The organism is Staphylococcus sp. acrmy (genome assembly GCF_022690565.1).
GTDB classification, from domain to species: Bacteria; Bacillota; Bacilli; order Staphylococcales; family Staphylococcaceae; genus Staphylococcus; species Staphylococcus caledonicus.
This window is the reverse complement of the sequence record NZ_JALCVE010000017.1, coordinates 1-20,268: the sequence shown is the minus strand read 5'-3', so window position 1 is coordinate 20,268 and position 20,268 is coordinate 1. Positions and strand designations below refer to the sequence as shown.

At 30.5% G+C, this 20,268-nt stretch carries 16 protein-coding genes and 2 pseudogenes; 9 read left to right on the top strand and 9 right to left on the bottom strand.

Translation table 11 applies throughout. The features are described from left to right. Positions 1–597: 597 nt before the first annotated feature. Positions 598–1,566, bottom strand: a complete 969-nt coding sequence (locus FH144_RS11775) for a replication initiator protein A (protein ID WP_242316024.1) — start codon at positions 1,564–1,566, stop codon at positions 598–600. 478 nt (positions 1,567–2,044) lie between these two features. On the opposite strand from FH144_RS11775, the gene FH144_RS11770 reads away from it, so the two are divergent. Continuing rightward, positions 2,045–2,734, top strand: coding sequence for a DUF536 domain-containing protein (locus tag FH144_RS11770; RefSeq protein ID WP_053025629.1), 690 nt, complete (start codon positions 2,045–2,047; stop codon positions 2,732–2,734). An 87-nt stretch (positions 2,735–2,821) separates the two neighbouring features. On the opposite strand, the gene FH144_RS11765 is transcribed toward FH144_RS11770, so the two are convergent. After that, the gene (locus tag FH144_RS11765) at positions 2,822–3,175 is read right to left on the bottom strand and encodes a winged helix-turn-helix transcriptional regulator (RefSeq protein ID WP_034172881.1); all 354 of its coding nucleotides are present in this window, start codon (positions 3,173–3,175) and stop codon (positions 2,822–2,824) included. A 102-nt stretch (positions 3,176–3,277) separates the two neighbouring features. Between FH144_RS11765 and hxlA the strand changes: the two genes are divergently transcribed. Then, positions 3,278–3,913, top strand: coding sequence for a 3-hexulose-6-phosphate synthase (gene hxlA / locus FH144_RS11760; RefSeq protein WP_034172882.1), 636 nt, complete (start codon positions 3,278–3,280; stop codon positions 3,911–3,913). A gap of 88 nt (positions 3,914–4,001) precedes the next feature. Next, positions 4,002–4,520 carry a type 1 glutamine amidotransferase domain-containing protein gene (locus FH144_RS11755; protein ID WP_034172883.1) on the top strand — a complete coding sequence of 173 codons (519 nt, stop codon included), beginning with the start codon at positions 4,002–4,004 and terminating at the stop codon, positions 4,518–4,520. A gap of 132 nt (positions 4,521–4,652) precedes the next feature. Here FH144_RS11755 and FH144_RS11750 read toward each other — a convergent pair. Beyond that, positions 4,653–4,887: pseudogene (locus FH144_RS11750) on the bottom strand (YfcC family protein); the annotation flags it as partial. Positions 4,888–4,943: 56 nt separating this feature from the next. On the opposite strand from FH144_RS11750, the gene FH144_RS11745 reads away from it, so the two are divergent. Beyond that, complete coding sequence (locus tag FH144_RS11745; RefSeq protein ID WP_034172884.1) at positions 4,944–7,205, top strand: ATP-binding cassette domain-containing protein; 2,262 nt, start codon at positions 4,944–4,946, stop codon at positions 7,203–7,205. A gap of 138 nt (positions 7,206–7,343) precedes the next feature. Here FH144_RS11745 and FH144_RS11740 read toward each other — a convergent pair whose 3' ends face one another. Next, positions 7,344–8,495, bottom strand: a complete 1,152-nt coding sequence (locus FH144_RS11740; RefSeq protein WP_034172885.1) for a zinc-dependent alcohol dehydrogenase — start codon at positions 8,493–8,495, stop codon at positions 7,344–7,346. A gap of 299 nt (positions 8,496–8,794) precedes the next feature. On the opposite strand from FH144_RS11740, the gene FH144_RS11735 reads away from it, so the two are divergent. From FH144_RS11735 to FH144_RS11725, 3 genes are read left to right on the top strand one after another with little or no spacing between them, the layout of a single operon-like run. Then, positions 8,795–11,590 (top strand): type I restriction endonuclease subunit R, encoded by a 2,796-nt coding sequence (locus FH144_RS11735; protein WP_180542876.1) that lies wholly within the window; start codon positions 8,795–8,797, stop codon positions 11,588–11,590. 42 nt (positions 11,591–11,632) lie between these two features. Further along, a complete protein-coding gene (locus FH144_RS11730; protein ID WP_242316022.1) occupies positions 11,633–13,195 on the top strand; it encodes a type I restriction-modification system subunit M in 1,563 nt (520 codons plus the stop codon). Further along, positions 13,188–14,384, top strand: a complete 1,197-nt coding sequence (locus FH144_RS11725; protein WP_242316020.1) for a restriction endonuclease subunit S — start codon at positions 13,188–13,190, stop codon at positions 14,382–14,384. The genes FH144_RS11730 and FH144_RS11725 overlap by 8 nt, the downstream gene beginning before the upstream one ends. Positions 14,385–14,530: 146 nt before the next feature. Here the strand turns inward: FH144_RS11725 and FH144_RS11720 are convergent, their stop codons facing one another. Continuing rightward, positions 14,531–15,139, bottom strand: a complete 609-nt coding sequence (locus FH144_RS11720) for a recombinase family protein (protein ID WP_145426286.1) — start codon at positions 15,137–15,139, stop codon at positions 14,531–14,533. A 229-nt stretch (positions 15,140–15,368) separates the two neighbouring features. Here FH144_RS11720 and FH144_RS11715 point away from each other — a divergent pair, with 229 nt between their 5' ends. Together FH144_RS11715 and FH144_RS11710 are read left to right on the top strand one after the other, a co-directional pair. Further along, entirely contained in the window at positions 15,369–16,064 is a 696-nt protein-coding gene (locus FH144_RS11715) for an ABC transporter ATP-binding protein (protein WP_002512557.1), read from the top strand. Continuing rightward, positions 16,064–16,837 (top strand): ABC transporter permease, encoded by a 774-nt coding sequence (locus FH144_RS11710; RefSeq protein WP_053022575.1) that lies wholly within the window; start codon positions 16,064–16,066, stop codon positions 16,835–16,837. The genes FH144_RS11715 and FH144_RS11710 overlap by 1 nt, the downstream gene beginning before the upstream one ends. 150 nt (positions 16,838–16,987) lie before the next feature. Here FH144_RS11710 and FH144_RS11705 read toward each other — a convergent pair whose 3' ends face one another. From FH144_RS11705 to FH144_RS11690, 4 genes and pseudogenes are all read right to left on the bottom strand, one after another. Next, on the bottom strand, positions 16,988–17,083 hold the full coding sequence (locus FH144_RS11705) for a type I toxin-antitoxin system Fst family toxin (protein WP_107365925.1): 96 nt from the start codon (positions 17,081–17,083) through the stop codon (positions 16,988–16,990). A 310-nt stretch (positions 17,084–17,393) separates the two neighbouring features. Next, complete coding sequence (locus tag FH144_RS11700) at positions 17,394–17,834, bottom strand: NUDIX domain-containing protein (protein ID WP_002476233.1); 441 nt, start codon at positions 17,832–17,834, stop codon at positions 17,394–17,396. A gap of 690 nt (positions 17,835–18,524) precedes the next feature. Further along, positions 18,525–19,511, bottom strand: coding sequence for a biotin synthase BioB (gene bioB / locus FH144_RS11695; RefSeq protein ID WP_019467634.1), 987 nt, complete (start codon positions 19,509–19,511; stop codon positions 18,525–18,527). A gap of 58 nt (positions 19,512–19,569) precedes the next feature. After that, positions 19,570–19,836: pseudogene (locus tag FH144_RS11690) on the bottom strand (aminotransferase class III-fold pyridoxal phosphate-dependent enzyme); the annotation flags it as partial. Between the last annotated feature and the right edge of the window lie 432 nt (positions 19,837–20,268).

Genomic DNA, 20,268 nt, shown 5'->3' with positions numbered 1-20,268 from the left:
TACTTTTTGTTTATGATGTATATCAATTGAATCTGAATTTTGATTTTTTGGAATGATAAATTCAACCTTTTCTTTCCGAACATTAACAAAATAAATGACAAAAACGATTTTATTAAGTCACTTTTATAACTAAGAAATATTGATAAAAAAATATAAAAATACTAACTGTTTTTATATTTTTTAAAGTTAAAACAACGCTAATGATCATTTTATTTTTCTTCTTATGAAAAATTATTTGAGCCATTTTTAAACGAATAATAACCATTTATAGAAAAAATAGGACTAAAACGTTTCTGTTTTAGTCCCACCTACTTGCTTAACTACAGTTCATTTTCAGATTTATTCAATTGCCATTGAAGATAAAGTTCGACTGCAGTTAAAAGAACATTAACCATTGCCAAAGTAACTTTAATCTTTTTCTTATTATGCATAAGAGTTCCTCCTTTCTTTAATAGCAGCGTGTTATGTTGTGACATTGTGTTGATGTTATTTTGTTATCCCCTCCCTTACTTTCGTTTGATCTAGGTGGTTGCCTTAGCAACCACTAGTAAATAAAAAAAGAGAACATCTATTTAAAGATGCTCTCTAATTAAATCATTATTGATTAAATAAAGAAGTGATGGGTAAATGATCACGTCGTTTATTAAGTGTATGCATTTCAGCGAATTCAGACTTAAGAGATTTCATTAAGTATCCTTGCATTGATTCAACGGTTTCATTTTTTTGAATAAGCATAGCTTTGAAACGTTTAAGAACGTGAAGTATTTCGATTTCCATATCTTCTAATAAGTAATATGTATCAATAGAATTATTAAAGGACGTTTTGGCTTTTAATAATACAGATTTGATGATTTTAATTTCATTTACAGAAAAGTTACTTAAATACCTTTGAATACTTTGCGGTAGTTCTTCGAGTAATTGGAATTTTAAAGCTTCATTATTAAAATTTGAATGGTAGTGATTTGAATGATTTGTATGATTACTAGGATATGTTAATTTCTTATCATTCAAATCATCCGTATCATTACTCTCAGTCTTAATATAATCAGTATCATTATAATCAGTATCATTAGTGTATTTTTTTGATATATCATGATATATCATTTTAATATTTCCTGATGTATCATTATCATATTTCTGGATGTATGAATTTGATACATCCGTAGAATATTGCTGCTCTACGTCATTTTCTTGTTGTGTAATACAATATACATCATCTTTTGTTACTTCAGGTTTTTTTAGATATAGTTTATTAGGTTTATTTAATCCCACTCTGATTTGACTAAACAAATCAGCTCGAGTTAATTCCTTCTTTATTTTAGATAATTTGTTTGGGCTACTAATATTTAGGATTTGTTTTAACTTTTCGTTAGTATATATAAAGAATATATCTCCATTTTCATCTATCCAATTATTTTTTATAGATAAATCTAAACGGTCTCTTAATATTGACCAAGTTATTTTTGCATCATTGGACAATTTAGTATATTTAGGATTTGTAAAAAATACTTTAGGCAATCGATAGAATTTTTCTTTTTGGATTTCTTTAATATTAAAATTAGACATACAAAAAACCTCTTTCATATTTAGATTTTTAAAAGAGGTAATAAAAAGTCATAAGTAAGTATATATGTATTAGACTTGCGCTAATAATTCTTAATATATATAATATGAATACAACAACTGTACAAAAACAACTTTTTTATTACCATCGAGGCCTAACTATTCCCGTAGTTAGGCTTCTTTCTATTTATAATAACATTTTTCAAATCTTTGTTACATTTTTTATATATATTTAGTGTATATATCATGTAAGAATGATAAAAGGTTATATTTTGTTTTTATATAGTGATACGAAATGTTATATAAAGAAAGCTATTACAATACGTATAAAAGGCATATAAGAAGTATATAAAGAGAGTAAAATAAATTCGTATAATTATGTGTATACCTTTTATGTATAAGTATAAAAGTGTTGATATGGTAAGTATAATAACTATATAATTATGATAAATATCATATATAGTTATACGGAGGCTACTATATGAAAAGTATGAAGAAAATCGCTGACGAACTAAATGTGACAAAAATGACAGTTTATAATAACGCTAAAAAAGCAAATGTAAAATTTCAAAAAATTGATAACGTAAATTACTTATCTAGTGAAGATGAGATTGTAGTAGTAAATAGAATTAAAAAAAATCAGAAAAAGAGCATTGATGCTGAAAGTAAAATAAATGAAAAAAATTCTGATTCTGATAATAATCAGGTAAAAGATGAAACAATAAAGCAGTTACATATTCAGCTAGATATATATAAGGAACAGGCAAATAGAGATAAAGAACAAATAAATACACTTAATAGACTTTTAGAAAATCAGCAAGTCTTAGCATTAGAAAGCAATAAAAAAATTCAAAAACTAGAAAGCCAATTAGAAGAAGAAAGACAGCTCAATTATTCTTTTGATACAGCGACGAATAATAGACAAAACATTAATCCGCAAGAAGCAACTTTTACTGAAGAATCGCAAAATATCAACCAACAACAAACAAAGCGTCAACCAACAGAAGTAAATTACAAGGATATAGCCGAAGAGAAAAAGAACGACAGTACAAATGAAGGTGAATTAACAAAAGAGGATAAGTTCGTTGAAGAAACGAAGAGTGATCCTGATGATAATAGAGAGGTAGAACCACCTAAAAAGGGATTTTGGAGTCGATTCTTCGGTAATTAAAAATGAATTTAAAAGGTGTATCAAGGGTGTTATAAATCCTTGATACACCTTTTATAGTGATGGAACTTCTGATAATCATTTGTCATGTCAATATCTACGATTATTGTTTTTAAGTGTATCTAGAAAATCATCTCCCCAATCACAAATTGAAAAGACTACTTTATCAAGCTTTAATCCTATTTCAGTCAACCTATAATCTACTTTAGGAGGGACTACTGGATAAACCGTCCTTTCAATGATTTTGTCTTGTTCTAGTTCTCTAAGTTGTCTTATTAACATTCGCTGACTAATATCAGGTAGTTTATTTTGTAATTCACTTAACCTTAAACAATTACTCTGCAAAAGATGGTAAACAATGGCAATTTTCCATCTTCCACCAATGACAGACAAGGCTAAATCTTTCGATGTATAAAATTCTTTATTATTATATTCAATTAACAAAACGAATCCTCCATTTTTATATAGTGACAAAAATGTCAGTATTGTTATTCTAAACAACTAATACCATAATAGCATTATAAAAGATAGAGAGGAGAAACTTTAATGAAATTACAATTAGCAATCGATCTATTAGACCAAAAAGAAGCAGCAAAATTAGCTCAAGAAGTAGAGGAATTCATTGATATCGTAGAAATTGGAACACCAATTGTTATTAATGAAGGACTATCTGCTGTTGAACATATGAGTAAATCAGTCACTAACACACAAGTATTAGCAGATTTAAAAATTATGGATGCTGCTAGTTATGAAGTAAGTCAAGCTGTAAAATTCGGTGCTGACATCGTAACAATTCTGGGTGTTTCTGAAGATGCTTCAATTAAAAGTGCTATCGAAGAAGCACATAACCATGGCAAAGAATTATTAGTTGATATGATCGCGGTTCAAAATTTAGAACAACGTGCAGCTGAATTAGATAAAATGGGTGCTGATTATATTGCAGTACATACTGGTTATGATTTACAAGCTAAAGGCGTATCACCTTTAGAAAGTTTACGTACTGTTAAATCAGTTATTTCAAATTCAAAAGTAGCCGTAGCAGGTGGTATCAAACCCGATACAATTAAATCAGTGGCAGTTGAACAACCAGATTTAATTATTGTTGGTGGTGGCATCGCAAACGCTGACGATCCAAAAGCTGCTGCTAAACAATGTCGTGATATAATTGATGGAAATGCTTAACCATTTTTAATATATGTTTAAACTCCCTCCTTCTTAGTGTATATAATATCTAGATTTAAAAATTATAATCGAAAGGTAATGTTGTAATATGACTAAAAAAGTAGCAATCATTTTAGCAGATGAATTTGAAGATATAGAATTAACTAGTCCAAAAGAAGCATTAGAAAATGCTGGATTTAAGACGGAAGTTATTGGTGATACAGCTAATCATGAAGTTGTTGGTAAACATGGTGAAAAAGTAACTGTAGATGTTAGTATCGCAGACGCTAAACCAGAAAATTATGATGCATTATTAATTCCTGGTGGATTTTCACCTGACCATTTACGTGGTGATGAAGAAGGTCGTTATGGTACATTTACTAAGTATTTCACTCAAAATGATGTACCAACATTTGCGATTTGTCATGGCCCACTATTATTAGTTGATACTGATGATTTAAATGGACGTACAATAACTGGTGTTATCAATGTACGTAAAGATTTATCTAATGCAGGAGCACATGTTGTTGATGAATCAGTTGTAGTAGACAACAATATTGTAACAAGTCGTGTACCAGATGACTTAGATGATTTCAATAGAGAGATTATTAAAAAATTAGAAGCATAATTTTGTGATATCTATCAATATTCATTGTCTTAATGACTATCGCCAAATTTAAAAAATTTGGCGATATTTTTTTAGTTGAGACATTATATGAATAAACCGAAAACATAAAATTAATTTTAAAAGATGTTTATATTAATGTAATATAACTTGAGTTACTAATATGCTATCCCCGAATACAAGTACAAAGATAACAACTGGCCAAACGAAACGGAACCAATGTGAATAACGCATATTGACCAAGTTGATACGCAGATACAATTATATGTCTAGATATATCAACCGTATCAGCTAATGCTGCAAAAATAGGCTTCGCTAGTACTGCTAGTCCAAAAGATGGAATAATGAAACTTAGGAAGAAAAAGATAAATTAAGTTAGTGTGATAATTTAATCAATTGATAAAAATTATAATGGAGGGTGAATTTATGAATGATATTACTATTATAGGAGCTTCACAGAATAATTTAAAAAATATAGATATAACTATACCTAAACATTTGATTACAGTATTTACAGGACGTTCTGGTTCAGGTAAGTCATCACTGGTTTTCAATACAATAGCTGCTGAATCTGAACAACTTTTAAATGAAAGTTATTCTAGCTATATTCAATTTCATTTAAATCAGCAACCTAAACCAAAAGTAAAAGAAATTAAAAATCTTCCTGTAGCAATGACAATTAGTCAAAAAAGATTTAATGGTAATTCTCGCTCTACTGTAGGTACAGTGTCTGATATATATGCCTCTGTTAGATTGTTGTGGTCAAGGGTAGGTGAACCTTTTGTTGGTTATTCAGATGCTTTTTCATTTAACAGTCCCAATGGTATGTGTAAAACATGTGAAGGATTAGGTTACATTGAAGACATTAATTTAAATGAACTCTTAGATTGGAACAAATCTTTAAATGAAGGTGCTATTAATTTTCCTTCTTTTGGCCCTGATAAAGAAAGAGGGAAAGCTTATCGTGATAGTGGTCTATTCGATAATGATAAAAAATTAAAAGCATATACAAAAAAAGAATTAGATTTGTTTTTGTATCAGGAGCCAATAAAATTAAAAAACCCGCCCGAAGAATGGCGAAAATCAGCAAAGTATGTAGGGCTTATACCTAGGTTTAGAAGGATATTCTTAGGGGATAAAGAATTTAACAAGAAACGTTACGCTAAGCATCTTAAAAATGTTGTAGAAAATAAAACTTGTCCAACCTGTAATGGTCAACGTTTAAATTCAAAAATTTTGAGTTGTAAAATTAAGGGAAAAAATATTTCAGATTTTACACAAATGACTGTAAAAGAAAATTTAGTGTTTCTTAATAAATTAAACAATTCTACAGCTCAATTTATTATTGAACCACTTCGAAAGCAATTAGAAGCCCTTGATTATATAGGATTAAGTTATTTAACGCTTAATCGTGTAACCACTTCTTTATCAGGTGGAGAAGCACAACGTCTTAAATTAATACGACATTTGAACAGTTCGCTATCTGATTTGGTTTATATCATTGATGAACCCAGTGTTGGTTTACATCCAGAGGATATTACAAAAATAAATGAAATTTTGAAATCTTTAAAAGATAAAGGTAATACAGTATTAATTGTAGAACACGATCCTGATGTAATTAAAGAAGCAGATTATATTATTGATATGGGACCAAGTTCAGGAACGCAAGGTGGAGAGATAACGTTTGAGGGAACATACAAAGAATTATTGTCTTCAGATACATCTACTGGGGAAGCACTACGTATCAAACATCACTTAAAAAATGAGAGACGTGAACCAAAGAGTTTTTATCATCTTGGACCAGTGACCCAAAACAATTTGAATAATGTGACAGTGGATATACCTAAGCATGTTTTGACAGTATTAACGGGAGTAGCAGGTTCTGGGAAAAGTTCACTTGTTAAGGGCGGTTTTGCCAAGAATGATAATGCAGTATTTATGGATCAAAAAGCGATACAAGGTTCCAATCGGTCTAATTTACTAACTTTTTTAAGTATTTTTGATAGAGTCAGAAATTTTTTCAGTAAAGAAACTGGATTAAATAAATCTATGTTTAGTTATAATTCGAAAGGAGCTTGTCCCAATTGTGGAGGTAAAGGTTATATTGAAACAGAGCTTGCATTTATGGGCGAATTTTCACAAATATGTGAAGTGTGTAACGGTAAACGTTATAAGCCAGAAGTGTTGAATGCAACTATAGATGGCTATTCTATTGCTGATTTCCTTGAATTGACTGTTGACGAAGGTATAAAATTTTTTGATAAAGAAAAAGACATTCAGTCTAAGTTACAAGCTATAAGTAAAACTGGATTAAATTACGTAACCCTTGGTCAGCCTCTATCTACATTATCAGGTGGTGAAATTCAACGCGTTAAATTAGCCCAATATTTAAATGATGATGTTACAGATAGTATTTTTATATTTGATGAACCTACGACAGGTTTACATGAAGCTGATATTCCTATATTGATAAACTGTTTTAATGACCTTATTGAACAAAATAATACTGTTATTTTAATTGAACATAACTTATCAACAATGTGTGAAGCTGATTGGATTATAGATGTAGGACCAGGTCCTGGTTTAGATGGGGGAAAAGTACAATTTAGTGGATCGCCTATGAACTTTGTTAAAGAAAATAAAACATTAACATCTAAGCATTTGAAATTATATATAGCAAACGATTAAATTTGTTTGATAGTTTCATATAGCAGTGATTAGATTTAGAAATTTTATAATTTAACGATTCTGAAAATTAGCACATGAAATTAATAAAAGAGTCTATATACTGGTCATAATCTGTATATAGACTCCTTTATGCATTTATTATTGTGGTTTTAAAACGACTTTAATATTGTTATCTTTTTTCTGATCGAAAATATCATACGCTTGTTTTGCTTCTTCTAAAGGCATGGTATGCGTTATAATTTCTGTTGGATCAAACACTTCATTTTTAATCATTTCATATAATTTTGGCATTTGATGAATAACTGGCGCTTGACCACTTTTTATTTGAACATCTCTATTAAAAATTAAATCTACTGGAAAATTATCTGCAGGTGTAGCATAAATACCAGTTAATTGAATGGTACCAAATTTTCTTACTGATTCTGCTGCTGTAATAATTGGACTAATATTACCGCGTTGTGCTGAGTTTGAACTAATCTCTAAATCATCTTGAGCGACTTGTCCATCCATTCCCACACAATCTATTACAACATCTGCACCGCCACGTGTATTTTCACGAAGTAATTTTCCAATATTATCTTCTTTAGAAAAATTATACACTTCAGCACCATTGAATTTTTTCGCATGGTTTAATCTATGTTCCACATTATCAATGGCAATCACACGTTCAGCACCTTTTAATTTAGCAAATTTTTGTGCCATTAAACCGATTGGACCACAACCTAGAACAATAACAGTGTCACCAGATTTTACGCCCGCATGTTCTACACTCCAATAAGCTGTTGGGACAACATCAGATAAAAATAATACTTGTTCGTCTTTCAAATCACTATCTGGAACTTTGAAAGAAGAGAAGTCAGCAAATGGAACTCTTAAATACTCTGCTTGTCCTCCCCAGTGGTTCCCGTGCATGGCACCAAAACCGAAAAGTCCACCATTGTCCATTTTCCAATTTGCAGGGGATGGATTAGAGTTGTCGCATTGAGACTCCATATGGTTATTACAATAGAAGCAGTCACCACAACCGATGTTAAAAGGTATAACCACTCTATCCCCTTTTTTTAAAGTCTTAACGTCTTTTCCTACTTCTTCTACAATTCCCATTGGCTCATGTCCGATAACAAAACCAGGATCCATAAATAAATCGCCTTGATGATAAAGGTGTAAATCAGAACCACATATACCTGAAGCTGTTATTTTAATAATTGCATCTGTTGATTCTTCTATCGTTGGATCGTTTACTTCACGAACTTCCATATTTTTATGTCCTTGATAAGTAACTGCTTTCATTTAAATCACCCTCCTAAAAATATATACCCTTTTAATTTTTATATAATACAATTCTATTTTTGTTATTGAATTAGCAAAATGACAATATCAATACGTTAAATAGTTTTTTTAGAAAATCAACAAATCTTGGCCTTAGAAAGTAATGAAATATACAAAGACTAGAGGGCCAATTAGAAGAAAGACAAATTAACTACCTATAATCATCACTTATGTTAATAAATGATGTAAATTCTTTTATACGTGTTTCTGATACTATGATATATTGAAATAAATAGTAATCAATAAAGGATGGGTCGAAATTGGCATATCAGAGTGAGTTTTCCTTAGAGAAGGAAATGATGAATCAATTAAAAGAAAATGGATATGAAATCGTAACAATTAGAAACGATAAACAACTATTAGATAACTTCCGTTCTATATTAAATGAACGTCACAAAGATAAATTAAATGGCCAACCATTAACAGATAAAGAATTTCAGCGCTTATTAACCATGATTAATGGTAAAGGAATATTTGAAAGTGCGCGCATTTTGCGAGACAAACTAACATTAAAACGTGATGATGAATCAGAAGTATATTTATCATTTTTAGATACAGTGAATTGGTGCCAAAACAAATTCCAAGTGACAAACCAAGTGTCGGTTGAAGATACATATAAAGCTAGATATGACGTGACAATCCTTATTAACGGGCTACCACTTGTCCAAGTGGAACTCAAACGTCGTGGCGTAGATATCAATGAAGCATTTAACCAAGTGATGCGTTATCGTAAACAAAATTACACAGGTCTGTTCCGTTATATTCAAATGTTCATTATTAGTAACGGGATAGAAACACGTTATATCTCTAATAATGATGGTGAAATTTATAAGAGTCATATGTTTTATTGGAGTGATAAAAATAATAAACGTATTAACACACTCAATGATTTTACCGAAATATTTTTAAGACCGTGTCACATTGCGAAAATGATTTCACGTTACATGATTATTAATGAAACAGATAAAGTGTTAATGGCATTGCGTCCGTACCAAGTACATGCTGTAGAATCATTGATACATCAAGCAACAGAAACATCAAACAACGGTTATATTTGGCATACAACTGGCAGTGGTAAAACTTTAACATCATTTAAATCCAGCCAGGTATTATCAGAACAAGAAAATATTAAAAAGGTTATCTTCCTAGTAGATCGTAAAGATTTAGACAGTCAAACGGAAGAAGAATTTAACAAATTCTCAAAAGGCGCCGTGGATAAAACGAACAATACATCACAATTAGTCCGTCAATTGAATGATAAAAGCTTACCACTCATTGTTACGACGATACAAAAGATGTCTAAAGCTATTCAAAACAATGCGGACGCTTTAGAACAATACAAAACAGATAAAGTCGTATTTATCATCGATGAATGTCATCGTAGCCAATTTGGTGATATGCATCGTATTATCCGTCAACACTTTAATAATGCGCAATACTTTGGATTTACTGGTACACCACGTTTTGAAGAAAATAAAAGTCAAGACGGGCGTAGCACGGCAGATATTTTTGGTAGATGCCTCCATACGTATTTAATTAAAGATGCGATTCATGATGGTAACGTGTTAGGATTCTCTGTTGATTATATTAATACAATTAAAGAAAATACCATTGAAACTGAAATAGATGATATGGTCGAAGATATTAATAAAGATGAGGTATGGATGTCAGATGATCGTATCGAGTTGATTGTCAGACACATCATTGAAAATCATGATAAATACACACGTGATAGACAGTATTCAAGTGTCTTAACGGTACAAAGTATTCCTGCATTAATTAAATATTACCAAGCCTTTAACAAGATTAATCAAGAATATGATCGTCCGTTAAAAGTGGCAGGTATTTACTCGTTTGGTCCAAATGAAGAAACAAAAGAAACAGAGGATGAAGTACCACCAACAACGGCACGTGAACATTTAGACCACATGATGAAAGACTATAACGCGAATTTCGACACTAATTTCACAACTGATACTTTCCAAGAATACTTTAATCATGTGTCTAAAAATGTGAAAAAAGGTGTTAAAGATAATAAAATCGATGTCTTAATTGTCGTTAATATGTTCCTAACAGGTTTCGACAGTAAAGTATTGAATACATTATATGTAGATAAGAACCTCAAATATCATGACTTAATTCAAGCATATTCACGTACTAACCGTGTTGAAAAGGAAACGAAGCCTTTCGGTAAAATCGTGAACTATCGAGACTTAAAGAAAGCTACTGACAATGCATTACAATTATTCTCACAAACAGAAGATACTGATCGTGTATTAATGAAGAGTTATGAAGAATACAAAGCTGAATTCGTTGATGCTTTGGCAGAACTAAAAGCAATTGCACCATCACCACAACATATGGATGACGTGCAAAATGATGAAGAAAAGAAAGCCTTTGTCGAAGCATATCGCTTATTATCTAAACTCGTATTAAGAATGAAAGCATTTGATGAATTTGAATTTACCTCTTCAAGTGTAGGTATGGAAGAACAAGACTTTGAAGATTACAAGAGTAAATATTTTGCGATTTATGATCAAATAAAAGTACCAAAAAATGATAAAAATAAAGTATCCATTTTAAATGATATTGATTTTGAAATTGAGATACTACGTAACGATACGATTAATGTGTCTTATATTATGGATTTAGTACGTCAAATCGATTTAAAAGATAAAGTTGAACAACAAAGAAACCGTGAACAAATTAGACGTATTTTAGATACAGCAGATGATCCTAAACTACGTTTAAAACGTGATTTAATTAAAGAATTCATGGATAAGATTATTCCAGATTTATCAGAAGATGAGGATCTTGATGAAGCATATATTACCTTTGAAAATGCGAAAAAAGAAGAAGAGTTTAATGAATTTGCGGATCAAAAAGCAGTAAACGAAGATATGTTGAAAAACATTACAAGTGAATTTGAATACAGTGGTATTCTTAATACCGATAAAGTTAAAGATTTAGTATCTGGTATGAAACTACGAGAAAAAAGACAAACAAAAGCTGCGATTGCATCATTTGTCGAAAAAGTCACAGAAAAATACAGCTAAAAAATGGATATACAAAATTATGATTAATGGGGGAAGGACACATTGTCTATTACAGAAAAGCAACGTCAACAACAACAGGAATTACATAAGCGTCTATGGTCTATTGCGAATGATTTGCGAGGCAACATGGATGCAAGTGAATTTCGTAATTATATCTTAGGATTAATCTTCTATCGCTTCTTATCTGAAAAAGCAGAAGCCGAAGTCGCAGAAGCGTTATCTGACGAAGAGATAACGTACGAAGAAGCATGGAAAGACGAGGAATATAGAGAAGATCTTAAAGAAGAATTGATTGAAAATGTTGGTTATTATATCGAACCACAAGATTTGTTTAGCAGTATGGTTAAAGAAATTGAAAATCAACGCTTTGATATTGAACATTTATCACAAGCCATCCGTAAAGTTGAAACATCAACATTAGGACAGGACAGTGAAGAAGACTTTGTTGGATTGTTTAGTGATATGGACTTAAGTTCGACTCGATTAGGAAATACGGTAAAAGATAGAACAGCTTTAATCGGGAAAGTGATGGTGCATTTATCAGAACTGCCATTTGTACATAGTGATATGGAAATCGATATGTTAGGTGACGCTTATGAATTCTTAATTGGTCGTTTTGCGGCAAATGCAGGTAAAAAAGCAGGGGAGTTCTATACACCACAACAAGTGTCTAAAATTTTAGCGAAAATCGTGACACAAGGTAAAGATAAATTAAGGAATGTCTATGACCCTACGTGTGGATCGGGTTCATTACTATTACGTGTAGGTAAAGAAACGAAAGTGTATCGTTATAATGGCCAAGAGCGTAACAATACAACATATAACTTAGCTCGAATGAATATGTTGTTGCATAATGTTCGTTATGAAAACTTTGATATTCAAAATGGGGATACATTAGAAAATCCAGCGTTTATGGATGAAAAATTTGATGCTGTTGTGGCTAATCCACCGTATAGTGCTCATTGGTCGGCTGACAGTAAATTTAATGACGATGAACGTTTTAGTAATTACGGTAAGTTAGCTCCTGTAAAAAAAGCGGATTATGCCTTTGTTCAACATATGATACATTATTTAGATGACGAAGGTACGATGGCTGTCGTTTTACCACATGGTGTCCTATTCCGTGGCCATGGCCAAGCTGAAGGTGTAATTCGTCGATACCTCATTGAAGAAAAAAATTATTTAGATGCTGTGATTGGTTTACCAAATAATTTATTTTTTGGCACACCAATACCAACATGTATTTTAGTGTTTAAAAAATGTCGTGAAATTGATGATAATGTGTTATTTATCGATGCATCACAATCATTTAAAAAAGGAAAAAATCAAAACCATTTAACAACAGAAGATGTTGAAAAAATCGTTGAAACATATAAAAATCGTGAAACATTAGATAAGTATAGCTATGCGGCAAGTTTAGAAGAGATTGCAGAAAATGATTATAACCTTAATATTCCAAGATATGTCGATACATTTGAAGAAGAAGATCCTATTGATTTAGATCAAGTTCAGCAAGACCTTAAAAATATTGATAAAGGTATTGCGGAAGTTGAAACAGAAATTAATGAGTATTTAAAAGAATTAGGAGTGGTTAACCATGATTAATGAACCAAAGAACGTACCAGAGTTAAGGTTTCCTGGATTTGATGAGGAGTGGAAATTACACATTTTAGGTGAGTGTGTAACAAATAAAACCAGAAAATTTAACTCTAAAAAAGATGATAATGAGAGTGATATAGAGTTAGATAGTTTAGAGTCTGATACAGGAAGACTAATTCATTTGTATAATTCTACAGAATTTAGTAGTCAAAAAAATAGATTCAAAAAAGGTGATGTTTTATATAGCAAGTTACGACCATACCTTAATAAATATTATTTTGCAGATTTTGACGGCGTTTGCTCCTCTGAAATATGGGTTTTGAATTCAAAAGATAAATCAATTTTAAAAAATAAGTTTTTGTATTCATTTATACAGACCAATAAATTTTCTTTTATGGCAAATAAATCTGCAGGCTCAAAAATGCCAAGAGCTGATTGGAATTTAGTTGAAAATATGAGATTGAACCTACCTACAGTGCAAGAACAACAAAAAATAGGTACCTTTTTTAACAAACTCGACCGACAAATCGAATTAGAAGAACAAAAATTAGAGAAGTTAAAAGAACAGAAAAAGGGATATATGCAACAAATTTTCTCTCGCCAATTTCTTTTTGAGAACGAAAAAGGTGATACGGATTATAGTTGGCGTAATTTTAAAATTAATGATATATTCTCAAAAATAGAAAGTGGAAATAGATTACCTAAAACAAATTTGGTAGAAGGAAATATCCCGTACGTTATTGCTCAAACAACAAACAACGGAGTTTTTATGCACATATCCGAAGATACTTTAGATTACCATAAAAATAAATTAAAATTATTTAAAAAAGGAAGTATTACTATATCTATTGATAATCCTGAAGCTATGTTTATTCAAGAGATGGATTTTTTTACTTCTAATGTAATGAGGGTTATTCATAATGAAAATTTGAAAAGAGGTTCTCATATTTTTATTATGGAGTCACTAAAAAAATTAACTCAATCCTATAATTGGTCTGTAAAATTTTCTGGGCCGATTATAATGGATTCTACAGTAAAATTTCCGGTCTATAATGATAATAAAGTAAACTGGAATGTAGTGAATAAAATTGGAGATTTTTTTAATACATTTGAAATAAGAATAAATAGACAATCAGATAAAATTAAATTATTGGAAGAACGTAAAAAAGGCTTTTTACAGAAAATGTTTGTGTAGTTCTGATAAAAGGCCTATTATGTAAAGTAATAAAAGAGAGCTTATTTGCTCTCTTTTTTGTTTTATTATTAAAATACTATAATAGATTATTATCATTCGTTTTGGAACGCTGTGAGAAGCTTTCATTTGCTTTGAAACAAAGTTTATTAAACCAAATCATTATCGTGTTTAATTCTGTAAATCGTCTGCCTTGTTATATTCACTTCTTTCGCAATCTTACTGATAGCTGTGCCTTCCTTCAACATTTCTACAACTCTATGATAAATAATACGTTTTTGAGGATCTTTTGCATTGGGCGAATATAATAAAGGGCGTCCTTTATACACACCCTTTTCTTTCGCAACTTTAATTCCTTGTTCTTGTCGACGTTTGCTTTCATTTCTTTCTTGTTCTGAAACCATCGCTAATATTTGAATAATTAAGTCTTTCATAAATTTATCTAATAAGGGGTTGCCGATAACTTCGTTCATCATAGGTAAACTAGTAATCATCAATTGAACTTCTTTGTCTTTTAAATAGTTAACTGTGTTGATTACTTCATCATAATTACGTCCTAAACGATCAATTGATTCCACTACAAACCGGTCGCCCATTCTCACAAAATTAAGAGCTTCTTGAAATACAGGTCTATTTTCTACTGACTTTCCCGATTGTTTCTCTGTAAATATTTTTTCTACACCAAACGTTTTCAAATTATCTATCTGTCTTTCTAAATTTTGATCAAGCGATGATACTCTCGCATAGCCAACAATCATTGATTTCCACCTCAAAATTAATATACACCCTAATCATACGTTTTGGTTGAGGTAATTTCAACAACTTTATTTGTATGATTAGGGTGTACCCTTAATAGTATAATCTTTTTGACAATATATACACTTTTTATAATTTAAATAGTATCAATATCACACAATACTATATATTTACAATTGTTTGTTTGATAATATTGATATATAAGTCACAAAACCAAAAAGGGGGAATACTATGGAATTATTAACTTTGAACGAAATTAGTAAAAATATCAAAAGTAAAAAAATTCTAAAAGATGTATCTTTCACACTAAACAGTGGCGATATTATTGGATTAGTAGGTGGAAATGGTGCAGGAAAGACAACATTAATGAAGGTTATTTTAGGTCTATCCAGCTATCAATCTGGAACTCTAAAATCACATACTTTAAATAAAAGTAATGATATAGGTGCTTTAATTGAAAATCCTGGATTATATCCATTTCTTACTGGTTTTGAAAATATGAAGCTTATTAATGAAGATAAAGACACAAGTAATATTCAGCAAATTGTTGATAAGTTAGAAATGAATGATTTTATACATAGTAAAGCAAAAACTTATTCATTAGGAATGAAACAAAAGCTAGGTATCGCTCTGGCACTTTTAAATCATCCTAAATTAGTTATTTTAGATGAACCAATGAACGGCTTAGATCCAAAAGCCGTAAAAAATGTGAGAGAGACGATTATAGACTTTAAAAATCAAGGTGTAACTTTTTTAATATCTAGTCATATTTTAAGTGAACTTGTAAAAGTTACAGACTCAATTTTAATTATTGATAAAGGTAAAATTATTAAAGAGACTACTATGGAAGAATTGAACCAATCAAATGAAAGTGATTTAGAAAATATATTACTTAATATTATTGATCAAAAGGGGGAACAATCATAATGGGCACTTTAATTAATCAAGAACTTTATAAGATATTTAAAAAGAAATCATCCATTATTATCCCAATTATAATATTTATTCTAATGATTGCTATGGCAGTTTTAAGTAATAATTATGAAGATATACTTAAGCCAGAATCACAGTTCAAACAAGGGTATACAGGATTTTCTTGGATCTTCTTCTTAATGATTATTCAAGCAGCAACCATAATCACTATGGAATTTCACTATGGTACAATTAAGAACTTACTTTATAGAAACTACTCAAGAATGAGTATTATTTTAAGTAAATTTAGCGCTTTATTTATTTATTCATTAGTATTATTTATTGTTACTACTTTGATAAGCTTAGGTTTAAAATTAGTGCTATTTTCTGATATGGATATTTTAAAACAATCTGGTGACAATTTATCACTGTTACAAGAGCACTTGTTAACTGCTTTAGCTACTTATATTGGTATGTGGTTAATATTGAGTTTAACATTATTAATTTCTTGCCTTTTAAAATCACCAGGTGTTTCGATTGCTGTAGGAATTGTCTTCTACTTTGCTTCTTCTGTTATTTCAGGCATACTCTTTGCGGCAATTGCTCAATGGGAATGGTTAAAATGGAATCCTATCAACATGTTAAATTTAAGTACACAAGTATTAGATAACGAAGTATTCAAAAAAATGACTAAACTAGAGTTACATGAACTATATATTGGGAACATTGTTTATATTATTATCTTTTTAGCATTAGTTATTTTCGCTTTTAAAAAGAAAAATGTATAATTTTAGATATGCAATTTTGCATTCCTATCCACTATGGTGTTATAATGTAATTAACAAATATGATGCTAAGCATGATAAACACCGAGCCCGATAACTATTCACAGTAGTTATCGGGCTCTTTTTGGGTGTATTGACTATGTCGTCGTTTAATTATCTATCACGCTTATTTAGCCAATAAGAAAATAGCGTGAGTATAACCCCTACTATTATAGGAGCTATTAAAGATACAAATATGATGCTGAACATGATGTCACCTCCTTCCATGCTAATTACAGCACAGAAGTAAAACGACGACTTTTATATTATATCATTTGTAAATACATAAGGGTTCCGAGGCTCAACGTCAATAAAGCAATTGGAATAAAGCAACTAATTTTGGTAATTTGATAAAAAAAGGAGGGGTATATTGAGTAAGTTTTTAAAATATTTAATTTCAGCTATTCTTTTCACAATTGGCACATTTATTTTAATTGGGTAATCGGAAAATAGTGTGGAATTTTTTATCTGAACCCCTCTTTTTACTAATCCCCCCGTTAACTTAACAAGGATTTACTTTTTAACGAATAAAAGCTAAGTCATCATTGGCAAGGGCGTCATTTAACCATTGAGGATGCATTTTCAATAAGTCTCTTGGTAAACTTTGTTGTTCAAAAAATTGAATTTCTTGTGACTCAGAAGAATTACATCGTAGTTCACCCCCAGTAATTTCAGCAAGAAAACAAGTTGTTATAAAATGCACTACTCTTCCATTTGGATAAGTAAAAACCTGAGAATCAGGCTCAGAGTACACACCTATAAGCTTTTTAATTCTAATATCTAAATTGGTTTCCTCTTTTATTTCTCTAATAGCTGCTTCAGAAACTGTTTCCCCTATTTCTATATGTCCTGAAGGAATACCCCAAAGTCCTACATCGGACCTTTTTTGCAACAAAACTTGGTTCTCCTCATTCAAAATAATAACTGCAACACCAGCTTTCAAATCATCGATCCTTTTCATACGATAAATACCTCCTAAATAATAAAAAAAGAGCCGAAGAGAAAGATTTCAACGCATAACAACTACGCTGAACCTTCCCCCTCGGACCTTTTATGTCAATAGGTGCCTTTTACATATTGTAAAAGATGTAGCCCTCGGTCACTGACCTACCTAGATAGCGGAACCCTAGCTACAGTTTTCTAGTTCATTTTTATGCTACCACAATTACTTAGAAAATAAAAGATACTCTTCAACTAGCCTGACCTTAGTTTAGCAAAAATCTACCAGCTATAATGTTTTTCCACACGATAATCCGAATACCCTTTTAATTTTTGTTTTTGATTACTTGAAGCTAACTCCCAATGATAGTGGTTTTCTTAGTAATTTAAGTAACTTAGAATTGTTTTCTTTTTTCAATACACCTGAATTTAATGGGCTTTTTGTTTTATGTTTATTTATTTCTGCTTTAATTCTTATTTTTGGTTTATTGAGTGGTTTTAAAAAAGAGAGTGGCTCCTAATTTTTACTCTCTTTTTTAATTTTTAGAAACGAGTTGAAAACGAGTTTCTTCTTGTCTTGATAATGATTGGAGGCGAAATTAATATCATTTTCCCATCTATAGGTATATCTTTACCACGAATGGATCCAATAGATTTAATCTCTCTATATAAACTTTCTTCTTGTAATTTTTAAAATCACTTTGTAAGGTCATTATACTCTTTCTTTCAGCTCATTATATCCAGAGTCGATTTCAAATCCCAAATCTTCTATCATCTTATAATCTAATTTATTAGGCTGTCCTCCAGTAATTAAGTAGTCTCCTACAAATATTGAATTTGCTGCCTTTAAAGCCAAAGGTTGTAGTGAACGTAAATTAACTTCTCTACCGCCAGCAATTCTAATTTCTTTAGATGGATTGACAATCCTAAATAGAGATATAAGTCGCAAGCACTTCATGGGTGTCAATTCATCCATTTCTCCAAACTTTGTACCTTTAATAGGATGTAAAAAATTAATAGGAATACTATCTGCATCTATTTCTTTTAAGGCAAAAGCCATATCAATAATATCTTGATTTGATTCTCCCATCCCACAAATCACACCAGAACATGGTGAAATATTATTTTCTTTCATAATTTCTATAGTATTTGTTCTGTCCTTATAAGTATGGGTAGTTACAACTTCTTCATGATAGTTTTCACTCGTATTTATATTATGGTTATATCTATCAACGCCAGACGCTTTGAGCTTCTTAGCTTGTTCATCATTAGTTAAACCAAGGCACGCACATACTTTCAGTTGAGGATGGTTTGATTTAATTTCTTCTACTGTTCTACTTATATGATCAATTTCTTTGTTACTAGGTCCTCGGCCGCTCATGACAATGCAATATGTACCTATGTTATTCTCGTTAGCTACTTTGGCTCCGCTAACAATTTGTTCTTCTGGTACTAGAGCGTATCTTTGCTTTTGTTTCATATCTCTAGATTGACCGCAATAACCGCAGTTTTCGGGACATATACCACTTTTAGCATTTAAGATCATATTTAATTTTACTTTTTTCCCATAATAATGTTTTCTTAATATGTAGGCTTCGTTCAATAAATCTAATGTATCTATATTAGGATTTTCATATATTTTCAATAACCTCTCTTTAGTTAAGATTTCTCCTTTTAAAATTTTTTCAGCTAAATTCATACTAATCATCCTTATCTAATATATTGTGTAGTGCTTTTTCAAAAATATTAACCATTTTTCAAATTTCTTTATTCAATATGCTTAAAATTGGAACAAAAGTAACAATAATTTCTAAAGCAATGGAACATACTATTTGGTTACCGGTGTAAGTATAGCTATGTAAAAATGCATTAACACCATGATTATCGCTTGAAAATGTTTTATAAATCTTTTGAGAATTTAAAGTAGCAGCTAAAGGTAAATCCCCCCGTAATCGTCTTACCTAGACACATGATAGCTAGCGCACATTTTCATGATTACAAGTAAACATTTCACCACTCTTTCCTATATCTGTATTAGTACTGATAATAAAACTAAGCGATCTAAATGTAAACTAAAAAAATGAAAATGTTTACATTTTGGGTGAAGCACTCCCATTAAATACAAAAATAAATCTGACATTTATCTAAAAAAGAGAGGCCTTAATTACTAATATTCCAAAAAACTTCCTAGAAACTCTTGAAGTTATTGTCAGACTTCTGGTTTGCATTTAACCCTACGTTTAAATAATGGTATGACCAAGAAGGGAAAATATACTTTATATATACTGTTGGTGATTTTAGTCAAATTTTAAATTAATGAATAATAATTTACTAACTTAAAGTTAAAAATTGAATTTTCTAAAGGTCGTAAGGTATATCTGGTTCTGTTGCAAAGTAAAAAAATATAGCTAACCACTAATTTATCATGTCAGTGTTCGCTTAACTTGCTAGCATGA

Excerpts from the sequence above, each read along its gene's own strand:
- FH144_RS11775 (WP_242316024.1), bottom strand. The coding sequence starts at position 1,566 with ATGTCTAATTTTAATATTAAAGAAATCCAAAAAGAAAAATTCTATCGA.
- FH144_RS11770 (WP_053025629.1), top strand. The coding sequence starts at position 2,045 with ATGAAAAGTATGAAGAAAATCGCTGACGAACTAAATGTGACAAAAATG.
- hxlA (WP_034172882.1), top strand. The coding sequence starts at position 3,278 with ATGAAATTACAATTAGCAATCGATCTATTAGACCAAAAAGAAGCAGCA.
- FH144_RS11755 (WP_034172883.1), top strand. The coding sequence starts at position 4,002 with ATGACTAAAAAAGTAGCAATCATTTTAGCAGATGAATTTGAAGATATA.
- FH144_RS11745 (WP_034172884.1), top strand. The coding sequence starts at position 4,944 with ATGAATGATATTACTATTATAGGAGCTTCACAGAATAATTTAAAAAAT.
- FH144_RS11740 (WP_034172885.1), bottom strand. The coding sequence starts at position 8,495 with ATGAAAGCAGTTACTTATCAAGGACATAAAAATATGGAAGTTCGTGAA.
- FH144_RS11725 (WP_242316020.1), top strand. The coding sequence starts at position 13,188 with ATGATTAATGAACCAAAGAACGTACCAGAGTTAAGGTTTCCTGGATTT.
- FH144_RS11720 (WP_145426286.1), bottom strand. The coding sequence starts at position 15,139 with ATGATTGTTGGCTATGCGAGAGTATCATCGCTTGATCAAAATTTAGAA.
- FH144_RS11715 (WP_002512557.1), top strand. The coding sequence starts at position 15,369 with ATGGAATTATTAACTTTGAACGAAATTAGTAAAAATATCAAAAGTAAA.
- FH144_RS11710 (WP_053022575.1), top strand. The coding sequence starts at position 16,064 with ATGGGCACTTTAATTAATCAAGAACTTTATAAGATATTTAAAAAGAAA.
- FH144_RS11705 (WP_107365925.1), bottom strand. The coding sequence starts at position 17,083 with ATGTTCAGCATCATATTTGTATCTTTAATAGCTCCTATAATAGTAGGG.
- FH144_RS11700 (WP_002476233.1), bottom strand. The coding sequence starts at position 17,834 with ATGAAAAGGATCGATGATTTGAAAGCTGGTGTTGCAGTTATTATTTTG.
- bioB (WP_019467634.1), bottom strand. The coding sequence starts at position 19,511 with ATGAATTTAGCTGAAAAAATTTTAAAAGGAGAAATCTTAACTAAAGAG.